We start from the raw sequence: 21255 nt of genomic DNA on the forward strand, positions 1-21255 counted from the left end.
GATTAGAAGATGATACGTGCACCAACGGTAACCGACTGCGGCGAGCCTAATACATAGCTTGTATTGCTCGATCCCGTGCCAAAAGTGATGTATTGGCGATTAAATAAGTTCACCGCAGAAGCATAAAGTGTTGCGTTTTTAGTAATTTCATAATTAGCTCGCAAACCTACTACTGCATATGCTGGTACGGGTAACGTATTAGAGGTATTCATCCAGGAGCTGCCTACATATCTAATAGTTGCTGTGAAGCTTGCTTGTGGCACAGGATAGTAAGTCAAGCCAGAACCAAAAATATTCTGAGGAACGCCACCCAGTTGCTTACCAATTGGGTCACTCGTAGTGCTCATAGTTAATTTAGTACTAGTAAATGCGTAGTTTAAATCTGTGGCCCACTTAGCGCTAATATCATGGTGAAACTGAAATTCAATACCTTGGCTAAGCAAATTTTGATTATTGGTGTAATAACTTAAGTTAGATGAGTTACAAATACCATAGCTAGACTGGCCAGTCCAGGTAGTTGAGGCTCCACATAACTGTTTTGCTAGCGCCTGATCTGTACTACTATTTTTATTAAGCGAGTATGTAGCAACAGCACTCTGAATATAGTTATTAAAGCCAGTCAACTGAGCAAAGCCGCCCTTCCACCGATAATCTGTTCCAACTTCATACCCCGTCATTGTCTCGGGAGTTAGATTGGGATTTGCAAAACTAAAACCGCTAGAAGAACCATAGGATCGCAAGGTGTTATTCAGGCCAGGGGCATGGAATGCTTGATAAGCTGCTGAACGTAAATCCCAATTACTGGTTGCTTTATATAGAAACCCTAAAGTAGGACTTAATTGGGTCTTACTCTGATTCGGAACATTTTGGTACGCAGGATTAGCACCATTAGCGCCAGTGTTGTAATTTGTCGGAGTTTGACTATTCCATTGATCAATGCGAGCAGCTAATGTAGTTTCGAGTGGAAATGACTCAGCCTTGGACTTTAACTGCCCCATCAGACCATAGAAGATTTGCTGTCCTTGGGCATAATTTACTGCAGCAACTGTTCCATTGTTATTCAGATTATTAGTTAGGTTTGAGCCCGCGATATTACGCGCATCCATACCAACTACGTACTGATCGACGATACCTTGCAACTCTTTCGTATATTGAGCTGACACACCAATACTGCTATATGGATCTTCATAATTTGCATTAATGTATGGGGTGTTAGCCGGGATATTGTTTGTTCTACTAGTAGTAGTCGAGCCATTTTGCTTATTAAAACCAGTGTTCTGATAGAAAAGATTAAGGTCTACCTTAGACTGATTATCTAAGCGGGTGGTGGTTCCTCCTGCCAAATCAGTACTTTGTCTGATATTGGTTGCAAATGCATATCCTGAAGATAAATCTGACATGGTGCTGTAGCCGGCACGAAAAAAGCCATTGGTATTAGGACTGGCTTTAAAGTAACCCTGAAGGCGAGTATTCGAGTTATGGGAACTAGCTGGTCCCTGGCCGTTCTTAATGCTATTTGAGGCTGCCGGAGAAATCGTCGCAATTCCCTGGTAACCATCGGTAGCAAAGTAATCTGCCGAGAATCTTAATTGCAAAGCGTCAGATGCGATTAAATCTTTTGATGCAGCGACATTACCCGTACCAAATGAGCCAATACTTCCTGAAACCTCTTGTTGACTATTAGATGGGGTTTTAGTCTTAATATTAATAACACCGCCCATGCCATAGTTACCCCAAAGACTAGAAACGCCACCACGAATAAACTCCACTGAATCAATAGCAGACATAGGTACTAAATTCCATTGAACAGTGCCATAAAAGGCATCGTTCGCAGGCAGGCCATCAATCAACACCAGCGTTCTTGCATTTCCAAGGCCGCGCACATTAATACTTTGACCGGTAGGATCTTTTTGATAGTACGGCGTGTCATTGAGGATCACGCCTGGGACATTCTTTAATACCTGATCTATTGTTTGATCTGGCGCTATCTCAAGCACTTCCTTAGTCAAGATAGTCGTATTGAGAGGTATCTCATCCAGGGGAGTGCCTGAGCGCGTAGCGCTGACCACCACATCACTCAACTTTTGGTTGTAATCGGGTGGTGGTGCTATTTGACCTTGCGTACCAGTGCTTATCAGGATTGCACCCAATAACACATTAACGGATGCACTAATTTTCTTTTGCTTAAAAAGCATTTACTCTCCCACACACAACATTACGGCAACTTATTTACATTGTTGCCACCTACATAGCTAGGCTATGCCCTAAAAATTTCTTAGGCTGGTGTTGGAGGCGCTGCTGAGGGAGGTGTTACCCAAACAGCAAGTGGCTTGGGTGATTGATAAAAAAGTGCTGGCAGCAAATCTAATGCTTGGGGTGCCTGGAATGTAAGATTGGTATTAAAGGCTGGGGTAATGGTGTTCTGAGCCACGCAATCAGGACAAGTTTGCATTTGACTGGCAACTTCTTGATCATCCATCTGAACGCTAACTTGTATCTGGTTACCATCAGCCGAGCAAATCTCCATCGTAAAACCTTCGCCATGTTTTGCAAGCGATACCGCTTGTGACATTGCTGGTGCAAGCGCACTCATTGCGATTGCTATTGCAGCAATCCAATGAACGAGTTGGCTTTTGTGGAAATTCATGATGAAGAAATTTTAGCGGATTTTTGCTTTGCCATTAAAAAAGGGGCTTGCGCCCCTTTTTAGATAGATCAGTCTGGCTTTTGACCAGCTAAGCGTTATGCTGCAGCAGCTTTTTTCTTACCAATGACTTTACCAATCAATGGCCAGAAGAGAAGCAACAAGGCTAGAGAAGTAATGCCGCCTACCAAGTAGTTAGAGAAGAAAATATCTAAGCTTCCCTGTGAGAACAGCATGGATTGACGGAAAGAATCTTCTGCGCGGTCGCCCAATACCAAGGCCAGTACCATTGGCGCCATTGGATAGTCAAGCTTCTTAAAGACATAACCTAGCACACCGAAGCCCATCATCAACCAAACGTCAAACATGGCATTGTGAACGGTGTATGCACCTACCGCACAAATCACAATAATGACTGGTGCAATGATTGAGAACGGAATTCTCAAGATAGAGGCGAACAGTGGCACGCAAGTTAAAACAACGAACAAGCCAGCCAAGTTACCCAAGTACATACTAGCGATCAAGCCCCAAACAAAGTCTGGCTTCTCTACGAAGAGTAGTGGTCCTGGTTGTAAGCCCCAGATCAACAAGCCACCGAGCAATACCGCTGCTGTTGGTGAGCCTGGAATACCTAGAGACAACATTGGCAGAAGCGCCGCTGTACCAGCAGCGTGAGCTGCAGTTTCTGGAGCAACAATACCCTCCATTTTGCCGGTCCCGAACTTATCGCCCTCTTTAGATACGCGCTTCGCTACACCGTAAGCCATGAAAGAAGCTGGTGTTGCACCGCCTGGAGTAATACCCATCCAGCAACCAATCAAACAGCTGCGCAATGAAGTGGCCCAGTATTTTGGTAACTGCTTCCAGGTTTCCCAAACCACCTGGGCACGAATCTTGGCAGCTGCGCCTTTGAATGCAAGGCCCTCTTCCATCGATAACAGAATCTCGCCAATACCAAACAAACCGATCACAGCGATCAAGAAGTCAAAACCGCGCATTAATTCTGGATTACCGAATGTCAAACGCAATTGACCGGTAACTGTATCCATGCCAACAGTAGCCAAGGCGAAGCCCAGCATCATGGCGGAAATCGTTTTAAACGGCGACCCCTTATTCATACCCACGAAACTACAGAAGGTAAGCAAGTAGACCGAGAAGAATTCCGGGGGACCAAACTGGAGCGCAAACTTAGCGACCAACGGCGCCAAGAAGGTAATCATCACGATGGCAAAGAACGCACCAACGAAAGAAGATGTAAATGCGGCTGTGAGTGCCTCTCCTGCTTTGCCATTACGGGCCATCGGATAACCGTCAAAGGTTGTCGCAACCGACCAAGGCTCGCCTGGAATATTAAACAGGACGGATGTAATCGCACCACCGAACAGAGCACCCCAATAAATACAGGAGAGCATGATGATGGCTGATGTTGGCGGCATAGTGAAAGTCAATGGCAACAGAATGGCGATGCCGTTGGCACCACCCAATCCTGGCAACACACCAATAATCACACCAAGCGTTACTCCCACAAGCATGAGTAACAGGTTAAATGGGGTCATTGCAACAGCAAAGCCGTTGAATAGAGCGTTAATTTCTTCCAACTCGTACTCCTTTTATCTAATCTTTTTTATTTTTTAGTTCACACCAACAAACTCGAGTGGATTGAACCATGAGCCATGTGGCAATGGAACCTGGAACCAGAACTCGAACATGAGGTACAGGGCTACGCTCACCCCAACAGAAACAGCAACTGCCTTCCAAATTGGATATTTTCCTAGCCACACCATAAAGATAGCGATGTAGAGGGCTGAAGAAACATAAATACCGATCAATTGCACTCCCAACACAAAAACGATCGCCGGTAAAAGCACGGCCAAAATTTGCTTTAAAGGCTCGCTATCGACAAATGACTCTGTTTTCTTTTTCTTATTGACGATTGCAGCTTGGTAAAGAGTGACTGTGCTTGAAAGCAGAATAATCAAGCTGATATAGAACGGGAAATATCCCGCTTCTGGGCCATCACTACCCCAACTCGCGCCTAACTTGAGACTTCCAACCATTACCGTTAGACCAATCGCAAGGAACACGATCGAAGTGATGATATCCATTGCTCTGACGCTAATCGCCGATTCTTGATTTGAATTATTTGTATGTTCAGACATTTGCTTTGTTTATCAATAAAGTTAATTAATGCACTACTTAAAAAATAGGACCCCCAAATGGAGGCCCTATCAGATTTATTACAAATTACTTAGCTAAGAATCCAGCTTCAGTCATTAACTGCTTATGCAAAGCTTCGTTTAATGTGAGCCAGTTTCTAAACTCTTTACCAGTCATAAATGTCTGATTGAATGCACCATCAGCCATAAACTTCTTCCATTCTGGAGTAGCACGTACTTTTTTGAACAACTCAACATAGAAATCAACTTGTTCTTGTGTCACACCTGGAGCCATGAAAATACCGCGCAACATGACGTAGTCAGTAGAAACACCGGCCTCTTTACAGGTTGGTACGTCATACCATGATTGAGTATCGGTAATCTTCTCTTTGTAAGGCATGCGGGTGTCATCAAATACGCACAATGCACGTAATTTATTAGCACGCCATTGAGCCACCGCCTCAATTGGATTATTCACAGAAGAGTCAATGTGGTTACCAACGAGCTGAACGGCAACGTCGCCACCCCCTTTAAATGGGATGTAGGTAAACTTCACGCCTGTAGCCTTTTCAATGGCAACGGTAATGATTTGATCTTCTTGCTTAGAGCCAGTGCCACCCATTTTGAATTTACCTGGGCCAGCGGCTTTAGCAGCATCAATATATTCTTTGGCTGTCTTATAAGGCTTTTCTGCGTTATCCCACAAAACAAATTGGTCAAGCGCCAACATCGCTACTGGCGTGATGTCTTGCCAGTTAAATGGAACACCGGTTGCTAATGGAGTAGTAAACAAGTTTGAGAGCGTTATCACAATCTTATTTGGATCACCTTTAGCTTCTTTCATTGCCAGGAAGCCTTCAGCTCCAGCGCCAGCACCTTTATTCACAGGAATAACGGCCTGCTTCATTAAATTATTTTTAGTGATGATTCCTTGAATCATGCGCGCCATTTGATCAGCACCACCGCCAGGACCAGCAGGAATGATGAACTCAACAGGCTTAGTTGGTTCCCATGCAGCAAATGCAGGTGAAACGCCAGCGACACCGAGGGCTAATGCGGTGGAAATCAATGCCCCTTTTAACTTCATCTTCATTAATGCGCTCCTATAAGTGGTTTGCCAATTTATTTTTGGCTTATTGAATGTCTGTGATTTTTAAACAAGATGGGCAACTTGAACTTGACAACCATCAATAATTTCAAAATCGTTCAAGACAAGTGTCTATAAGCGAGTGTAAACCCCTATCAATCAAGCCAAAGACAATTTCAGTGTACTTATATCTAGGCTAAAAAACTGCACTTAATGTGCAAAAAAGGCACAAAATGAGTATGGTTATCCATCTAGCCTATCTTGAATTAAATATAAGTATTTACCCTAGGTAATTTTGTTTCTAGCGGAAACGATCGAGGAGCTTCTTACTGACTTTATCAAGCTTGGTAGAGTCTTTAATCATGAATTGCAGGCCATTTGAATCTGCAATCAGTAAGGTATTACCAGCGATTCTGCGGATATCTTCCTCGCCCTTCAGGCGGATACGCGTTGGACCACGATCCGTTTCAATATCCCAAATGCTTGGTGTGGCAAATGTAGAGACCTGGGTAATTCTCTCAATGACCGGCATAAATTCTCGGGCAGCCAATTCTTCTTTAATGAGGGTGAGCTCTGATTCTGGAATCAGCGCAACATCTGGAAACCAACAGACTTCTTTGCCGGACTGATTCATGATGCCAATGCCTGCACTTGGTGCAGTAATCGGAAATGCTCGTACCGGATATACACCAACATGGCGCTCACCCACTGCGTCAATGAAAATCAAATTTCCAAGCGCATCTCGTTCTAGTTGGTGGGTCTTATTCATACGCCACCCCCAATGTTCTTGGCAATGACTTCTAATTTCTCTACTTGCTTTTCTTGCTGCTGCTCTTCTGGTGACTCTTCAAGACTCTCGCCAATCGCCCCACCCTCAACCAACTCGGCAGCATGACGAAGTTGTGCCTGATACAGAGTGAAGTAAGAACCCTGAGCTTCCATCAATTGCTCATGCGAGCCAATCTCGACAATCTCGCCCTTATCAAGGACTACGAGGCGGTCAGCCTTTCTCAAGGTTGAGAGGCGATGTGCAATCGCAATGGTGGTGCGGCCCTTCACAAGGTTATCTAATGCGCGCTGAATTTCTTTTTCAGTCGTTGTATCAACGGATGATGTCGCTTCATCCAAGATCAAGATGCTAGGATTAATTAGGAGTGCGCGTGCAATCGAGATACGTTGACGTTCGCCACCAGATAGAGATTGGCCACGTTCGCCAACCAAGGAGTCATAACCCAAAGGTAGCCTGAGAATAAATTCGTGGGCATGGGCAGCGCGTGCAGCTTCAATAATTTCTTCTCGAGTCGCATCAGACTTTCCATAGGCGATATTCTCTGCAATCGTGCCAAAGAATAAGAATGGTTCTTGCAAGACTAAGCCAATACGCTTGCGATAGTCGGCAATCCGAATACTGCGAATATCGCGCCCATCTAAAGAGATTGAACCAGCACTCACATCGTAGAAACGACAGATCAAATTCACTAAGGTGCTCTTACCTGAACCACTATGCCCTACCAAGCCAATCATTTCACCAGGAGCAATATCTAAATCAATCCCTTTCGATACCGCACGATTGCCATAACGAAAACCTACCCCCTTCAGGGAGAGACGACCCTGAACGCGTCCTAATGATGCTGGGTTGATAGGTTCAGGAACACTCGATACGTGATCCAAAATATCAAAAATACGCTTAGCTCCTGCAGCTGCTTTTTGGGTATGAGAAACAATCCGGCTCATCGAGTCTAGGCGAATATAAAAACGTCCGATGTAGGCTAAGAAGGCAATCAATACACCAACGGTTACCTTTTGATGCGCAACCTGCCAAATACCAAATCCCCACACAACTAGTAAACCTGTTTCGGTCAGCAAAGTGACCGTAGGAGAAAACAATCCCCAGACGCGGTTCACGCGATCGTTGATTTGTAAGTTATGTTTATTGGAGTCAACAAAACGTTTTAGCTCACGATCTTCTTGAGCAAATGCTTTAACTACCCGAATACCCGGGATAGTATCAGCCAAGATGTTGGTCACCTCAGACCACATGCGATCAATCTTTTCAAAGCCAAAACGCAAGCGATCACGTACGACATGAATCATCCAGACAATGAAAGGTAATGGCGCCAATGTCACCAAAGCAAGCAAAGGATCAATCGATACCAAGATTGCTGCCGTCATGGTGATCATAATGACATCGGTTATAAAATCTAAGGCATATAAAGACAAGAAAACGCAGATACGATCAGTCTCTGCACCGATGCGAGCAATCAAGTCGCCAGTACGCTTGCCGCCAAAATACTCTAGAGAAAGCTTGAGTAAATGCTCAAAGGTGGTATTACGTAAATCGGCACCAATGCGCTCGCTCACTAAAGCGAGTAAGTAAGTCTTCCACCAACCCAAAGCCCAAGCAACAATTGCAGCGCCAAACAAGGCGAGCAAATACATGCTGGCCAAATGAAAATCAATCGGATTACCTTTCTCATATGGAATCAAGACATGATCCATCAGCGGCATCGTCAGATAAGGCGGAATCAGTGTTGCACCAGTTGACAATAAGGTCAGCACAAAACCAAGCGCGAGTTGTTTTTTATATGGCTTTGCAAAACGCCAGAGTTTAAATAGTGTCCACGTTGAAGGTGGAGTGTCATCATCTGGATCACAGGTAGGACATGAATCTGAATTGCTGGATTTTGGACTTAAGCAAACTGGGCAAACTTGTTTGTCGTACTCGCTTGCCTCCCCCTTGCTTTGCTCTTCACCTCTAGTGAGTTTCTTAAAACTCGACTGCAGACGCAGAATCTGTGGATTGACTGCAAGAGTGAAATACCAAGCTCGGAGCAAGCTATCAGCAGTTTCCAGCCTGAGATGACCGACTCCCGCATGGTCTCCATGAGCCAAATGCTGGCCCCGCTCTAGTGACCAAGACTCAAATTGCTTGCCATCAGTCCAAAAAAGGCCCTGTTCACTTAGCAAAAGCAGGCTTTTTTCAAAGCGCAGATCTGCATCTAAATCTAACTCAACCCACGCCAGCAAGGCATCAAGACTGCGGACTGGGGATTTTTCGCCTTGCAAAACCAGCTGCCAATGGCTTGGCAAGCTTGGTGCAAAAGGTAGAATTTCTGGCTTCATTGACACTAAAAGTATAGTGGAGCTAGATTTTTTAGATTTATCGCCGTTGTCAACTTTGGAGCCCTAAAAGCGTTGAATTGTGAAAGTAGCGCTTTTTATGCATTTTTGCGAATTTTGTGAGTTTTAAATAAAAACTAGAAATAGAGAGACTGTCTAACGCGTCTTAGCCTAAAACTGGCTTAAGCACTCGCAACACCCTAAAAATGCCCCAATTACTAGATAAATCCATCGAGATCCTGAGTGTTAAGCATCTCCGTGGCCCCAATATGTGGACTTATCATCCCGTCATTGAGGTTTGGGTTGATATTGGCGATCTAGAGGACTACCCCTCTAATTTGATCCCGGGCTTTTATGACCGTTTGGTTGAGGCCTTACCCAGTCTTGTGGAGCATCGTTGCAGCATTGGGGAAACTGGCGGCTTTCTGATGCGGGTTAAAGAAGGTACATGGCCTGCTCACATCATGGAGCATCTCACTCTCGAGCTGCAAAACCTTGCTGGCATTCCAGGTGGCTTTGGCAAGGCACGTGATGGGGATCGCCGAGGGGTTTACAAAGTGATGGTGAGCGCCATCAATCAAGAGGTGACTCTGACCGCACTTAAGTGCGCACGTGATCTGTTCCTAGCCTTAGCGCAAGATAACAAAGACTGTGTTGCACAAGTTCAAACGATTATTGAAGAGCTACGTGATCTGGGTGATGATCTTTTGCTTGGGCCAAGCACAGCATGTATTGTGAATGCTGCTGAAGAGCGTGGCATTCCTTCAATCCGCTTATCCGAAGGTAACCTAGTCCAATTGGGTTATGGGGCTAAACAACGCCGCATCTGGACTGCAGAGACTGATCAAACCAGTGCGATTGCTGAAACCATTTCTAGAGATAAAGATTTAACGAAGAGCTTGCTGCGCAGCGCAGGTGTTCCTACGCCTGAGGGCAGAACCGTGACTAGCCCGGATGATGCTTGGGAGGCTGCGCAAGATATTGGCTTACCTGTAGTGGTCAAGCCAATTGATGGTAATCACGGTCGAGGCGTATTTATTAATCTGTATACCCAACAAGAAGTTGAATCTGCTTATGCAGTAGCTATAGATGAAGGTAGCGAAGTTCTTGTTGAGCGCCATATTGTTGGTGACGAACATCGCTTACTGGTAGTGGGCAATAAAGTTGTTGCTGCAGCGAAAGGTGAAACTGTTTGGGTTACTGGCGATGGCAAACACACTGTTCACGAACTCATTCAGATTCAGATTAATTCTGATCCCCGTCGTGGTACTGCAGAAGAGTGCCCGCTGAATCCAGTGCGTATTGATTCAGCAGTAGAGCTTGAGCTCGCACGCCAACAACTTAAAGGCGATAGCATTCCTACGATTGATCACAAAGTGCTTATCCAGAGCAATGGCAACGTTGCTTTTGATGTAACTGATTTAGTTCATCCAGACGTTGCGCACCAAGTAGCCTTGGCTGCGCGCGTGGTTGGGCTTGAAATTGCTGGTGTTGATCTAGTTGCGCAAGATATCAGTCGCCCCATGGCAGAACAAAATGCCGCCATTGTGGAAGTAAATGCCGGCCCTGGTTTATTAATGCATTTGAAGCCAGCGAGCGGCAAACCACAACCCGTAGGTAAAGAAATTGCTAATCACCTATTCCCTCCAGAGACGGATTTCCGTATTCCGGTTGTAGGCATTTGTGGTGAACATGGCAAAACCCCTGTTGCAGAAATGATTGCTCACTTCTTGCGTCTTACCAATGCCTATGTTGGTCTTTCCTGTAGCAAAGGTTTGTATTTTGGTAATCGTGCAATTCCAAATACCAATACATCGAATTGGGAAAATGCACGTCGCACTTTGTTAAACCGCGCGGTAGAAGCAGTCGTGATTGAAAATAATCACCTCTCGATGCTGATTGAAGGTTTAGCTTACGATCGTTGCCAAGTTGGCGTAGTTCTGAATGTAGACCCTAAGGCAAATTTTCCTGAATATGCAATCTACGATGAAGAACAAGTCTTTAGTATTGTGCGCACTCAAATTGATGTTGTGCTCCCGAGCGGCGTTGCGGTTCTCAATGCAGATGATCCTATGTGTGTTCAGATGGCAGAACTCTGTGATGGTCAAGTTATTTTCTTCAGTCAAGATCCTACTTCTGAAGTTGTTAAAACTCATCTACAAAATGGTGGCCGTGCAGTGCTCGTTGGCAAACAACAAATCACGCTCAAGTCTGGCAAGCTGGATCAGAAGTCCATTCCAGTGCCAAGTCACTCAGAATCAGACTCGACTGCTCCGTGGAAGGGAATGAACCTCGGCGCAGCGATTGCTGCAGCTTGGGCTTTAGATATTCCGTTTAATGTGATTGAAGCTGGTGCAGAAACATTTGTGCCAGACCTTACCACTGCAACAGGGGCTTAAGTGGAAATCACTCGCATTCGCATGTTGCGCGGCCCCAATTTATGGAGCCGCCATACCTCTTTGGAGGCGATTGTTTCTTGCGAAGAATCTGAACGCTCTATTGACTCGATACCCCAGTTTGAAACCAAGATTCGCGAACGCTTCCCACAATTAGGTGGTATGCGCCGAGGCGGTCAAAATGAAATACTTTCTTTAGCACATGCTTTGGAACATGCCGCTTTAGGTTTACAAGCGCAAGCGGGCTGTCCCGTCACCTTTAGCCGCACTGTTCAAACGATCGATGCTGGGGTCTACCAAGTCGTTGTGGAGTACATCGAAGAAGTTGTTGGTCGTATGGCCTTTGACTTTGCCTTTGCCCTCATTCAAGCTACCTTAAACGATGCACCCTTTGATCTCACCGCCGCTCTTTCAGAGTTAGAGGCCTTATACGAGGATGTACGTCTTGGTCCTAGCACTGGCTCTATTGTTGATGCCGCCGTTCAGCGCAATATTCCTTACCGTCGTATGACCGAAGGCAGTATGGTGCAGTTTGGCTGGGGTAGCAAACAAAAACGTATTCAAGCAGCCGAAACCAGCGATACGAGTGCAATTGCCGAAGCGATTGCCCAAGATAAAGAATTAACCAAGAACTTACTTGCAGCTGCTGGAGTGTCAGTACCCGTGGGTGAAGTGGTCACTACTGCTGTTGACGCTTGGCGTGCCGCACAAAAAATTGGCGGTCCGATTGTTCTCAAGCCCAAAGACGGTAATCAAGGCAAAGGTGTTGTCGCCAATATACAAACTGAAGCAGATATCCGCGCTGGTTTCCTGGTGACTCAAGGCTTTGGTAGAGAAACCATTGTTGAGCGCTACCTTCCAGGTGCTGACTATCGCTTACTAGTAGTTGGCAATCGCCTCTCTGCTGCTGCACGTCGGGAACCCGCCCAAGTAGTTGGTGATGGCACGCACACCATCACCGAACTGGTTGAAATAGAAAACAAAAATCCTTTGCGCGGCGATGGACATGCCACAGCGCTTACTAAAATACGGTTTGATGACATTGCCCTTGCCCACTTAGCCAGCAATGGGCTTACCCCACAGTACACGCCTAAAACGGGTGAACGTGTACTGCTTCGCAATAACGCAAACTTAAGTACTGGTGGAACTGCCACTGATGTTACTGATGATGTCCATCCCGATGTCGCTGCCAGTGCAGTTGCTGCTGCACAGATGCTTGGTCTTGATATTGCTGGTGTAGATATCTTATGTGAAGCTATCTATAAACCCTTGGAACAGCAAGGCGGCGGTATTGTGGAAGTGAATGCTGCTCCTGGTTTGCGCATGCACCTCAAACCGTCTTATGGCAAGAGCCGCCCCGTTGGTGAAGATATTCTCAATACCTTATTCCCTGCTGGCGAAGATGGTCGCATTCCAGTAGTTGCAGTCACAGGTACTAATGGCAAAACAACCACTGTCCGTTTGATAGCCCATCTACTAGATGAAAATGGACTTCGCGTTGGCATGACGACGACTGATGGCGTTTATGTTAATCATCGCTTGATTGACTCTGGTGATTGCAGTGGGCCGAAGAGCGCGCGCAATGTATTGATGCATCCCGATGTCGATGCTGCCGTTTTAGAAACTGCACGCGGCGGCATGTTACGTGAAGGTCTTGGTTTCGATCGCTGTGAAGTAGCTGTAGTGACGAATATTGGTGAAGGTGATCACCTTGGACTAAATTACATTACAAGCGTTGAGGATTTAGCCATCTTAAAACGTGTCGTTGTGCAAAACGTAGAGTCAACTGGCGCTGCTGTCTTAAACGCTGCTGACCCAATGGTAGTGAAGATGGGGGATAAGTGTGCGGGTCGGGTGATTTTCTTTGCTCAGAACCAACATCATCCCGTTATTGCTGCACATCGTGCAAAGAATAAGAAAGTAATCTATTTCGATGGCACATACATTGTTGCCTCAAAAGGTTCGCGCGTCATGTACCGCTTCCCTGTGAGTGAAATTCCGCTGACTAAAAATGGGGTACTGGGCTTCCAAGTAGAAAATACGATGGCTGCAGTTGGTGCAGCCTGGGCACTCGGATTAGACGCTGAAAAAATTGCACGTGGCTTGCATAGCTTTGAGAGTGATGCCAACTCTGTACCAGGTCGCTTTAATCAGTTCCAACATCAGGGTGCGACTGTCATTGCAGACTATGGCCACAATCCAGATGCCATGCGTGCGCTAGCAAGTGCCATTCAGGCCATGAAGCCAATCAAGAGTCATGTTGTCATTAGCGGGGCCGGGGATCGGCGCGATGAGGATATTCGTGATCTCACTCGCATTCTTGGAAACTCGTTTGATAATGTCATCTTGTATCAAGATGCCTGTCAACGTGGTCGTGAAGATGGTGAGGTACTAAAGCTCTTACAAGAAGGGCTTGTAGGCGCAACCAAGGCAAAGCAAGTGAAAGAAATTCATGGGGAGTTCAAGGCGATTGATACCGCCCTTAACGATGTCTCGCCTGGAGATATCTGCCTCATACTAATTGACCAAGTCGAAGAGTCGCTCGCCTACCTCAAAGAAAAAGTAAAACCCTAAGACCAAACTTGGGTTTTAGCTTATGAGTGGTATTGCTTTAAGCGGTCAATCTCTTCTTTAGACCCCAGCATCACTGAGACGCGCTCATGCAAGTCTGTTGGCTGGAGATCCATAATGGTCTGAGTGCCATTAATCGATGCACCACCAGCCTGCTCTACCAAAAAGCTCATCGGATTTGCTTCATACATCAAGCGTAATTTGCCTGCTTTCTTTGGATCACGCTTATCCCACGGGTACATAAATACGCCACCGCGAGATAAGACCCTATGCACGTCAGCTACCATCGATGCAATCCAGCGCATATTAAAGTCTTTATCACGTGTTCCAGTAGTGCCAGCCAAGCACTCTTCAATATAACGACGCACAGGATCAGCCCAATGACGCATATTGGACATATTGATCGCAAACTCTTTGGTAGAAGGTGCGATGGTCACCGCATCTTTGATTAATAAGAACTCGCCAGTATCTTTGTTTAAAGTGAACATGACTACGCCATCACCCAAAGTCAGGGCCATCGTAGTTTGAGGGCCATAGACGACATAACCAGCAGCCGCTTGGTGACGACCTGATAGTAAAAAATCAGAAGTTTGTAGTGGTGCGCTAGGATCTTGCTTTTTCAATATAGAAAAAATAGTGCCGATGGATACATTCACATCGATATTGGATGAGCCATCAAGTGGATCAAACAAGAGAAGGTAGTCGCCAGTACCCTGCACTGCTACAGGCAATTCCATTTCTTCTGAAGCAAGGCCTGCAAGGGAGTGACATCCCTTAACACCATCCATCAGTTGATCATTTGCGATGATGTCAAGCTTTTGTTGCACTTCACCTTGCACATTGCCGCTACCAGCAGAACCCAACAAACCAATCAAGGCGCCCTGCGCTACTTCATGACTAAGGGTAGAGCAAGTATTGACTACTGCGAGCAATAAATCTTGCAGGCCAGTAGGTATTGCAGCACCCTTTGGTTTGGCGCTAACAAGATACTGCTTGAAATTAGTATTGATACCTGAGGACAAAAGTATTTCTCCAAAGTGCTATTAAGATTAAGGTCTATTTTGCCTTGTTATTGAAAACGGTCATAATTTATTGCTATTTGGTAGTAAATTTCACTCTTAACAATTAGGTGGCCCTTACAAATGAAGCTCGATATTGATGAAAAATTGATACATAGCGCTATGGAATACGTAAATCCAAAGACTGCTCCCGCAGATCTGATCCATGAACTTGTTTCCGCCTTTATTAGGCTCAATGCAGGGAAAAATCTTGTGGCCCTTGGCGGAAAATCGCCAAAAATGGAGAATATACCGCGCTAAAACAGGCATTCTTGAGCACTAGCTACTCAATGCCTTGCTGATTACTTCACGAGTATCTGGAGAGAGGGTTTGGTAGGCTGCTACGCGCTCCAAGGCTGATTTCATCCGATCTTGATAGGGTGCCGCAAAGAGGCGCCAACGATCTAGAGCCCTGGCTAAACGCGCTGCAACTTGGGGGTTGATGGGATCCAAAGCCAGAACGCTATCTGCCCAAAATTCATAGCCACTGCCATCTGTCTGATGAAAACTCGCCGGATTATTCGAGCAGAAAGTATGAATCACGCTTCGCACTCTGTTGGGATTATTCATTTTGAATGCCGGATGCTCACGTAATTTCTTGACATTGCCCAGAGTTGGCTCAAGGCCATCAACCGGTGGACGGCTCGATTGCAAGCCAAACCATTTATCAATCACTAGCGCATCATTTGTAAAGCGTTCATAAAAATCACTCAAACAATCAGTTGCCTCCCTAGCCCCATGAATTACTAATCCAGCTAAAGCAGCATAGCGATCAGTCATATTATCGGCAATACGATATTGATTAACTGCCATCGGCGCCCAAACAGCAGTATTGGCTTCAAGCAACATACTCAGAGCCAGGTTTTTTAAAGCCCGCTTGCCTGCATCTACCGCATCTGACTTAAACGGTCCAGGCGTTTGCATCTGCTGATAGAGCGCGGCCCACTCTAACTGTAGCTGTTTAGCAATTTCCCTGCGAAATGCTCGGCGTGCGGTAAAAATTTTCTGTGGATCTACGCTCGTGCACTGCTCATACAGATAAGACTCGGCGGGCAGCGTTAAGGCCAAATCTTTAAAGGCTGGATCGAGTTTAGGGTCCATTAATAGATTGCGATAGGCATCAATTAATTGCTTATCAGGTAAGCGATGATTCAAAATCATTTGCATAGCTAACTTCTGGCCAGCCTCCCAGCGATTAAAGGGATCGTCATCACTTGAGAACAGGGTGAGGAGATCTGCCTCACTTTGCTCGAAGTCTAAATGAATCGGGGCCGAGAAATTCCGGTTAATTGACAGTACTGGGCGCTCATCAATATTGTCAAAAGTCCAGGTTTGACTTGCTTGAGTTAATTCCAACAATTGCTCTACTTGATCATCGCTATTGGTAATCAAACGCATCTTCAATGGGATGTGAAAGAGCTTCTTATCCGGCTGGCCTGGACTTGGCGCGCAGCTTTGAGTCAATGTGATCTGATATTGTTTTTTTGTCGCATCGTAATGCTCCTCTAGCTTAACCCGCGGTGTCCCTGCCTGGCTGTACCAATTTCTGAACTGGGTAAGATCTTTGCCATTGGCATCAGCCATCGCCATCAAGAAATCATCACAGGTGACGGCTTGACCATCGTGACGCTTGAAGTACAAATCCATTCCCTTGCGAAAACCCTCTATACCCAGCAGGGTTTGATACATCCGCACCACCTCAGAGCCTTTTTCATAGACGGTTACGGTATAAAAGTTGCTGATCTCTTGGTATTCATCAGGACGAATCGGGTGAGCCATGGGACCCGCATCCTCAGGGAACTGTAGTTGACGAAGTAAACGGACATCTTCAATGCGCTTCACTGCCCTACCGGATTCGCTACCCATTTGATCGGCAGAAAACTCTTGGTCTCTAAAGACTGTTAAGCCTTCTTTCAGAGAAAGTTGAAACCAGTCTTGGCAAGTGACTCGATTACCAGTCCAGTTATGAAAGTACTCATGAGCTACAACGCTCTCAATATTAGCGAAGTCAGCATCCGTTGCAGTTTCTGGCTGGGCCAAGACGAATTTAGTATTGAAGATATTTAAACCCTTGTTCTCCATGGCGCCCATATTAAAATCACCAACCGCCACGATCATGAAGCGCTCTAAATCGAGCTCCAGACCGAAACGTTTTTCATCCCAATGAATCGAGGCAATTAAGGAATCCATGGCATGGCGGGTCTTCTGAAGATCATGAGGCTCCACCCAGATCTGCAATAGCTTCTTGGCGCCGCTACTTGTAGTGATAGTCTCTTCTATGCATTCCAACTTACCGGCCACCAAGGTAAATAAATAGGATGGCTTTGGAAAGGGATCCTCCCAGATGGCACTATGCCAGCCGTTCGGTAATTTTTCAGTTTTTAATAAGTTGCCATTAGATAAAAGAACTGGGTACTCAGCTTCACGCGCCCGCAAGGTCACGCGATAGCGTGCCATGACATCAGGGCGATCTAGGAAATAGGTAATCTTTCTAAAGCCCTCAGACTCACATTGAGTAAAGAAGTTCCCATTGGAAACGTACAGCCCCATGAGAGAGGTATTTTTCTCTGGCACGCAAACACAAATGATTTCAACGATGAACTTCTCTTTGCCCTCTTTTGGTAAAGAATGGATTGTCAGAAAATCAGGGGTGAGTTCAAAGTGACGATGCGCCTCGCCGTTAATACGCAAACTTACAAACTCCAACTCGTGACCCACCAAAACCAATGGTGCTCCAGCCTCAAAGCTCTTGCCCGGTAATACCTCAATCCGACTTTTAATGATCGTGCGCGCAGGATCCAAAGCGATATCAAGCTCCACTTGATCAAAGGTGTAAACAGGAGGGCGGTATTCGAGCCGACGAAAGCTCTGTGGCAGATCAGTTTTCATAGTTTTATTTTAAGCCCTGACTAGAGTGGCCAAGCCCCCTGAATAATCCTCTAACCCCAAATCAGCGTAGCGATGCCAATCGCAATAAAGGTAACAGCAGCAACCGCATGTACCCACTTGATTGGCATACGCTTGGTAAATTTTTGACCAACCCAGACTGCTGGGGCATTAGCCAGCATCATCCCCAATGTAGTGCCAATGGTTACAGAGAAGACATCCTCATATCGGGCACCCAAGGCAATCGTCGCAATTTGAGTCTTATCGCCCATCTCTGCCAAGAAGAATAGTCCCACCGTCAGCAAAAATACTTGCCATGCACGATCAGCAACCTTTGATCTTGCAGCATCATCAATGTGATCTGGAACCAAAAGCCATAAACCAATTCCTAAAAAGCTCAATCCTAAAATCCAGCGCATCACATCCGGGGAAACCAAAGTGGTGAGCCAATGACCTAACAAGGCAGCGCATGCATGATTAGCAATGGTGGCGATAAAAATGCCCGCAATAATAGCCAAGGCTTGCTTGGGGTAGCGTGCAGCCAACATCAATGAGAGAAGCTGTGTTTTATCCCCCATCTCTGCCAAGGCAACAACTCCGGTAGAGAGAGCTAAAGCAGAAAAGTCCATGAATTTAGTCGTTCCAGTAAGCACAGCGAGGAGAAATACATTGGGGATAGTTTAAATCCCCAATGTGTCCACACGACGTAAAAACTACAAACCCATCTAAAACCAGCTTATGCGACCAAGAGCTCCTGTGCCAAAGAAAAGTCTAGGCCCTGAGCTTGAGCTACAGGTATAGAGGTTAAAACTCCTTTATACACACTCAGACCATTGCGCAGGTGATGATCAATTGATAAGGCTTTCATAACGCCTTGATTAGCCAAAGCCTCCACAAAAGGGTAAGTAGCATTGGTTAAGGCAAATGTGGATGTTCTAGCAACAGCACCTGGCATATTGGCAACACAATAATGCAATACACCATCTACCAAAAAAGTGGGGTCAGCATGCGTTGTAGGCCTAGAAGTTTCAAAGCAGCCGCCTTGATCAATTGCCACATCAACCACTACCGAACCTGCCTTCATCCCCTTCACCATCTCATACGTGACCAACTTTGGCGCAGCACCACCAGGCAATAGAACTGCGCCAATCACAACATCTGCTTCACACACCTCTTGCTCGATTAATAAATTGTCAGAATAAAAAGTGCGCACTCGATTGCCATACAACATATCAATCTGACGCAAGCGATCAATATCACGATCAAAGATGCACACTTCTGCACCAAGACCTACTGCCATCTGCAAGGCATTACGGCCCACTACCCCGCACCCCAGAATGACGATCTTGGCGGGAGCCACACCGGGAACCCCTGCCATTAGCACACCTAAACCACCATGCGTCTTTTCTAAATGAGATGCAGCCGCTTGAATCGACATCCGACCTGCCACTTCACTCATAGGCGCAAGTAATGGGAGTGCTCCATTCATGGCTGTCACCGTTTCATAGGCAATACAAGCAGCACCAGAATGCATTAACGCTTTGGTCTGTTTTGGATCGGGGGCTAAATGTAGATAGGTAAACAGAATCTGATCTTCACGCAACATAGCGCATTCTTGTGCTTGAGGCTCTTTCACTTTCACAATCATCTGCGCCTTATGAAAAATCTCTGCAGCACTATCAATTAAGGAGGCGCCAGCAATTCGATAAGACTCATCTGTCAGGCCGATTTGCTCTCCTGCCCCGCGCTGAATCAGAACTGTATGGCCTTGCTTGCAAAGCCCACTAACATTTCCTGGGGTGAGCCCCACGCGGAACTCATTATTTTTAATTTCTTGAGGTACGCCAATAATCATTGTCATCTCCTATTATTTAAATTCACAATTATTTTTTGTCTTATGGTGTAAGCCAACGATATAAAACATCACTAGATACACTGTTAATAAACATGGACCTAATATCAAGGCAATCCGTGCATCCTCATGAAAGCCCATCAGCACAATGACCAAGAAAATAAAGGCTAGAGCAAACCACGAGGAATACGGATACCAAGGAGTGCGATAGGCAAGCTCGGCCACTTGGACTTTGCTTAGCGAGCGGCGGAATTTGAGTTGCGTAAACAAAATCGCAATCCAAACCATTAGGCCAATAAAGGTAACCGCAGCCATCACATATTGAAAAGCCTTATCTGGAACGAAATAGTTCAAGACAACCCCTGTCATTGACACTGCAACGGTAGCCATTACTGCGTAATGAGGAACTCCATACTTCGATAGCTTTGCAAATGGCGCCGGTGCATAGCCGTTACTTGATAGTGAATACAAGAGACGACCACCACTAAAGATACCGGCATTGCATGATGAAAGCGCTGCAGTAATTACAACGAAGTTAATCAATCCAGCCGCTTCACGCAAGCCAATCCGTTCAAACATGACTACGAATGGACTGCCCTGTTGACCTACTTCATTCCAAGGGAAGATTGCCAGAATGACTAAGATTGCGCCCATATAGAAAATCAAAATACGCCATGCCAATGAATCAATCGCCATTGGGATTGTTTTCTTTGGGTTCTCAGCTTCACCTGCAGACAAACCAATCATCTCAATGCCAACATAAGCAAATAAGACCATCTGTAGTGAGAGCAACATGCCGGTAATGCCATTCGGAAAGAAGCCGCCATGCTGCCACAGATTACTTAAGCCAATAGGTTGCCAATCATTGGTAAATCCAAATAAAATTACGGATCCGCCAAGTGCAATCATGGCAATAATCGCCACTACTTTAATCAGGGCAAACCAAAATTCAAACTCACCAAAGACTTTGACTGCAATGAGATTGATTAAGCCCATCATCACTACAGAAGATAATGCCCATATCCACTGAGGTATTTCTGGGAACCAAATTCCCATGTAAATGCCAACAGCAGTCACTTCGGCAATACCCACCACAACCCAATAAGTCCAGTAACCCCAACCGACCATATAACCTGCTAATGGACTCACATAATTATTGGCATAAGCTGCAAAGGAGCCCGCTACAGGTTCATGAACTGCCATTTCACCCAGAGTGCGCAGCACGATGAAAGCAACAATTCCAGCTAAGAGATAAGCCAAGAGAATGGATGGCCCGGCAATCTTGATCGCAGTTGCCGACCCCAGAAATAGTCCAACGCCAATCGTTGAGCCCAGAGCCATCAAGCGAATGTGCCTTACTTTGAGATGGCGTTTTAAGCCAGTTTGTTCAGTCTGCAAAAGAGACCTCCTTTCGGTTTGCCGTTGGCCGATTTACCAACGAGGCAAAGTCTAGGGAGTGCTTGGCGGATGTGCTAGGGGATAAAA

The 21255-nt window shown here is 45.8% G+C and carries 15 protein-coding genes; 3 read left to right on the top strand and 12 right to left on the bottom strand.

Going from position 1 to position 21255, the window contains the following annotated elements:
* Nucleotides 1-2: 2 nt before the first annotated feature.
* The 7 genes from CBI31_RS02035 to CBI31_RS02065 form a co-directional block, all read right to left on the bottom strand.
* A complete protein-coding gene (locus CBI31_RS02035; RefSeq protein WP_088524745.1) occupies nt 3-2195 on the bottom strand; it encodes a TonB-dependent receptor in 2193 nt (730 codons plus the stop codon).
* Between the two features lie 80 nt (nt 2196-2275).
* On the bottom strand, nt 2276-2647 hold the full coding sequence (locus CBI31_RS02040; protein WP_088524746.1) for a DUF2946 family protein: 372 nt from the start codon (nt 2645-2647) through the stop codon (nt 2276-2278).
* 95 nt (nt 2648-2742) lie between these two features.
* Nucleotides 2743-4242: a tripartite tricarboxylate transporter permease gene (locus CBI31_RS02045; RefSeq protein WP_088524747.1), complete on the bottom strand. Its 1500-nt coding sequence runs from the start codon at nt 4240-4242 to the stop codon at nt 2743-2745.
* A 33-nt stretch (nt 4243-4275) separates the two neighbouring features.
* Nucleotides 4276-4803 (bottom strand): tripartite tricarboxylate transporter TctB family protein, encoded by a 528-nt coding sequence (locus CBI31_RS02050; RefSeq protein ID WP_088524748.1) that lies wholly within the window; start codon nt 4801-4803, stop codon nt 4276-4278.
* An 85-nt stretch (nt 4804-4888) separates the two neighbouring features.
* Nucleotides 4889-5887: a Bug family tripartite tricarboxylate transporter substrate binding protein gene (locus CBI31_RS02055; RefSeq protein ID WP_206075440.1), complete on the bottom strand. Its 999-nt coding sequence runs from the start codon at nt 5885-5887 to the stop codon at nt 4889-4891.
* A 301-nt stretch (nt 5888-6188) separates the two neighbouring features.
* Nucleotides 6189-6656 carry a cyanophycin metabolism-associated DUF1854 family protein gene (locus CBI31_RS02060; protein WP_088524750.1) on the bottom strand — a complete coding sequence of 156 codons (468 nt, stop codon included), beginning with the start codon at nt 6654-6656 and terminating at the stop codon, nt 6189-6191.
* On the bottom strand, nt 6653-9010 hold the full coding sequence (locus tag CBI31_RS02065; protein ID WP_088524751.1) for a cyanophycin metabolism-associated ABC transporter: 2358 nt from the start codon (nt 9008-9010) through the stop codon (nt 6653-6655). Before CBI31_RS02065 ends, CBI31_RS02060 begins: the two co-directional genes overlap by 4 nt.
* Before the next feature lie 203 nt (nt 9011-9213).
* On the opposite strand from CBI31_RS02065, the gene CBI31_RS02070 reads away from it, so the two are divergent.
* Both CBI31_RS02070 and cphA read left to right on the top strand, forming a co-directional pair.
* Complete coding sequence (locus CBI31_RS02070; protein ID WP_088524752.1) at nt 9214-11406, top strand: cyanophycin synthetase; 2193 nt, start codon at nt 9214-9216, stop codon at nt 11404-11406.
* Nucleotides 11407-13977, top strand: a complete 2571-nt coding sequence (gene cphA / locus CBI31_RS02075) for a cyanophycin synthetase (RefSeq protein WP_088524753.1) — start codon at nt 11407-11409, stop codon at nt 13975-13977.
* A 20-nt stretch (nt 13978-13997) separates the two neighbouring features.
* Here the strand turns inward: cphA and CBI31_RS02080 are convergent, their stop codons facing one another.
* Complete coding sequence (locus CBI31_RS02080) at nt 13998-14996, bottom strand: class 1 fructose-bisphosphatase (RefSeq protein ID WP_088524754.1); 999 nt, start codon at nt 14994-14996, stop codon at nt 13998-14000.
* Between the two features lie 120 nt (nt 14997-15116).
* Here CBI31_RS02080 and CBI31_RS02085 point away from each other — a divergent pair, with 120 nt between their 5' ends.
* Nucleotides 15117-15293 carry a DUF2191 domain-containing protein gene (locus CBI31_RS02085; protein WP_088524755.1) on the top strand — a complete coding sequence of 59 codons (177 nt, stop codon included), beginning with the start codon at nt 15117-15119 and terminating at the stop codon, nt 15291-15293.
* Nucleotides 15294-15311: 18 nt separating this feature from the next.
* On the opposite strand, the gene pepN is transcribed toward CBI31_RS02085, so the two are convergent.
* The 4 genes from pepN to CBI31_RS02105 form a co-directional block, all read right to left on the bottom strand.
* Nucleotides 15312-17921: an aminopeptidase N gene (pepN, locus tag CBI31_RS02090; protein WP_088524756.1), complete on the bottom strand. Its 2610-nt coding sequence runs from the start codon at nt 17919-17921 to the stop codon at nt 15312-15314.
* 50 nt (nt 17922-17971) lie between these two features.
* Nucleotides 17972-18547, bottom strand: a complete 576-nt coding sequence (locus CBI31_RS02095) for a TMEM165/GDT1 family protein (RefSeq protein ID WP_088524757.1) — start codon at nt 18545-18547, stop codon at nt 17972-17974.
* 107 nt (nt 18548-18654) lie between these two features.
* Nucleotides 18655-19773: an alanine dehydrogenase gene (ald, locus tag CBI31_RS02100; protein WP_088524758.1), complete on the bottom strand. Its 1119-nt coding sequence runs from the start codon at nt 19771-19773 to the stop codon at nt 18655-18657.
* Between the two features lie 12 nt (nt 19774-19785).
* The gene (locus CBI31_RS02105) at nt 19786-21111 is read right to left on the bottom strand and encodes an amino acid permease (protein WP_240553694.1); all 1326 of its coding nucleotides are present in this window, start codon (nt 21109-21111) and stop codon (nt 19786-19788) included.
* Nucleotides 21112-21255 lie beyond the last annotated feature (144 nt).

Origin of the sequence: Polynucleobacter campilacus (assembly GCF_002206625.1) — a bacterium.
Taxonomy (GTDB): domain Bacteria; phylum Pseudomonadota; class Gammaproteobacteria; order Burkholderiales; family Burkholderiaceae; genus Polynucleobacter; species Polynucleobacter campilacus.

Coding starts and splice junctions, on each gene's coding strand:
- CBI31_RS02095 (WP_088524757.1), bottom strand. CDS start 18,547: ATGGACTTTTCTGCTTTAGCTCTCTCTACCGGAGTTGTTGCCTTGGCA.
- CBI31_RS02060 (WP_088524750.1), bottom strand. CDS start 6,656: ATGAATAAGACCCACCAACTAGAACGAGATGCGCTTGGAAATTTGATT.
- CBI31_RS02050 (WP_088524748.1), bottom strand. CDS start 4,803: ATGTCTGAACATACAAATAATTCAAATCAAGAATCGGCGATTAGCGTC.
- CBI31_RS02065 (WP_088524751.1), bottom strand. CDS start 9,010: ATGAAGCCAGAAATTCTACCTTTTGCACCAAGCTTGCCAAGCCATTGG.
- CBI31_RS02105 (WP_240553694.1), bottom strand. CDS start 21,111: ATGGCTCTGGGCTCAACGATTGGCGTTGGACTATTTCTGGGGTCGGCA.
- CBI31_RS02085 (WP_088524755.1), top strand. CDS start 15,117: ATGAAGCTCGATATTGATGAAAAATTGATACATAGCGCTATGGAATAC.
- CBI31_RS02070 (WP_088524752.1), top strand. CDS start 9,214: ATGCCCCAATTACTAGATAAATCCATCGAGATCCTGAGTGTTAAGCAT.
- pepN (WP_088524756.1), bottom strand. CDS start 17,921: ATGAAAACTGATCTGCCACAGAGCTTTCGTCGGCTCGAATACCGCCCT.
- CBI31_RS02035 (WP_088524745.1), bottom strand. CDS start 2,195: ATGCTTTTTAAGCAAAAGAAAATTAGTGCATCCGTTAATGTGTTATTG.
- ald (WP_088524758.1), bottom strand. CDS start 19,773: ATGATTATTGGCGTACCTCAAGAAATTAAAAATAATGAGTTCCGCGTG.
- CBI31_RS02055 (WP_206075440.1), bottom strand. CDS start 5,887: ATGAAGTTAAAAGGGGCATTGATTTCCACCGCATTAGCCCTCGGTGTC.
- CBI31_RS02040 (WP_088524746.1), bottom strand. CDS start 2,647: ATGAATTTCCACAAAAGCCAACTCGTTCATTGGATTGCTGCAATAGCA.